Origin of the sequence: Streptomyces sp. NPDC006208, from assembly GCF_040613775.1 — a bacterium.
Lineage (GTDB): Bacteria > Actinomycetota > Actinomycetes > Streptomycetales > Streptomycetaceae > Streptomyces.
On sequence record NZ_JBEXSW010000134.1, the window covers coordinates 1 to 1,473 of the forward strand.

Consider the following 1,473-nt stretch of genomic DNA (forward strand, 5'->3'; position numbering starts at 1 on the left):
CCAAGCGGGTCGAACTGCCGACCTACGCCTTCCAGCGCGAGCGCTACTGGCTGACCCCAGGCACAGGCTCAGGTGACGTGACCGCAGCCGGACTGATCCGGGTGGAACATCCGGTGCTGGGTGCTGCGCTTCGGGTCGGTGATCGGGATGAGTGGGTGTTTGCCGGCCGGATCTCGCAGGACACCCAGCCCTGGACCCGCGACCACATGGTGCTGGGCACCGTGATCGTGCCGGGCATTGCGGTGGTGGAGATGGCACTGACCGCCGGCCGCCTGGCGGGTTGCGCGGTGGCGGACGAGTTGGTGCTGGAGGCGCCGCTCGTCCTGGAGGACGACGCGGCGCTCCAGGTCCAGGTCACCATCGGCCAGACAGGCGAGGACGGCCGCCGGGAAGTGGCGATCTACACCCGCCCCGAGGGCCTCACCGAAGACGAGCTGCGGGAAGTGACCTGCCACGGGCGCGGCTGGCTCGCCCCCGAGACCGAGCCCGCCGAGTGGCGTGAGGTGTGGCCGCCGGAAGGTGCCGAGACCGCGTCGGTGGACGCTCTCTACGCGGGCATGGCGGACCTCGGCTACGACTACGGGCCGATGTTTGCGTGCGTCCGCGCCGCGTGGCGCCGGGGCGCGGAGGTCTTCGCCGAGATTGCGCTGCCCGACGGGGCCGACAACGGCGGGTTCGACGTGCACCCCGGACTGCTCGACGCCGCCATGCACGGTGGTCTGCTGGGGAAGAAGTCGGACGACGGGGTCGTCCTGCCGTTCTCCTGGTCCGGGGTTCGCCTCGGCGAGGCCGGTGCGACCCGGGCCCGGGTGCGGATCGCCCCGGCGGGCGACTCCGCACTCCGTGTCGATGTGGTCGGCGAGCAGGGCGAGCCCGTGCTGCACGTGGACAAGCTCTTCTTCCGTCCGGTGGATGCCTCGCAGCTCGAGCGTGCGCAGGGTGGTGGCAACGCACTGTTCCAGGTGGACTGGGCCGAGGTTGTGGCTGGGTCGGCCCCGGTGCGGGTGGCTGTCCTCGGTGAGGACTACGCGGACCTGGACGCGCTGGAGCAGGCGCTGGCCGACGGCGCCGAGGCCCCGCAGGCCGTCGTCACCATCGTCGAGTCCCCGGCCGGTGCCACTGACGTGGCTGAGGCGGCGTCTGCGGTGGCGGTGAACGCCATGGCCCTGGTGCAGCGGTGGCTGGCGAGCAAGTGGCTGGGTGAGACACGGCTGGTCGTGGCGACCCGCAACGGCATAGGCGTTGGTGACGAGGTGCCGGATGTGGCACTGGCTCCCGTTTGGGGTCTGGTGCGCAGTGCCCAGTCGGAACACCCGGGCCGGTTCCTGCTGATCGACTTGGACAGCGACGAGACTCCGGAGTGGGGTTCGTTCCTCGACCTGGACGAGCCGCAGCTCGCGGTGCGTGGTGGCCGGCTGCTGGCGCCGCGTCTGGGCCGTGCCTCCGCGTCGCTGCCGGCGGGTGAGGCGTGGC

The 1,473-nt window shown here is 71.7% G+C and carries 1 protein-coding gene; it reads left to right on the forward strand.

Going from position 1 to position 1,473, the window contains the following annotated elements; all coding sequences use genetic code 11:
- Window positions 1-1,473 (forward strand): polyketide synthase dehydratase domain-containing protein (locus tag ABZ208_RS39035; RefSeq protein WP_356914190.1); only part of this gene is annotated, 1,473 nt, incomplete at both ends.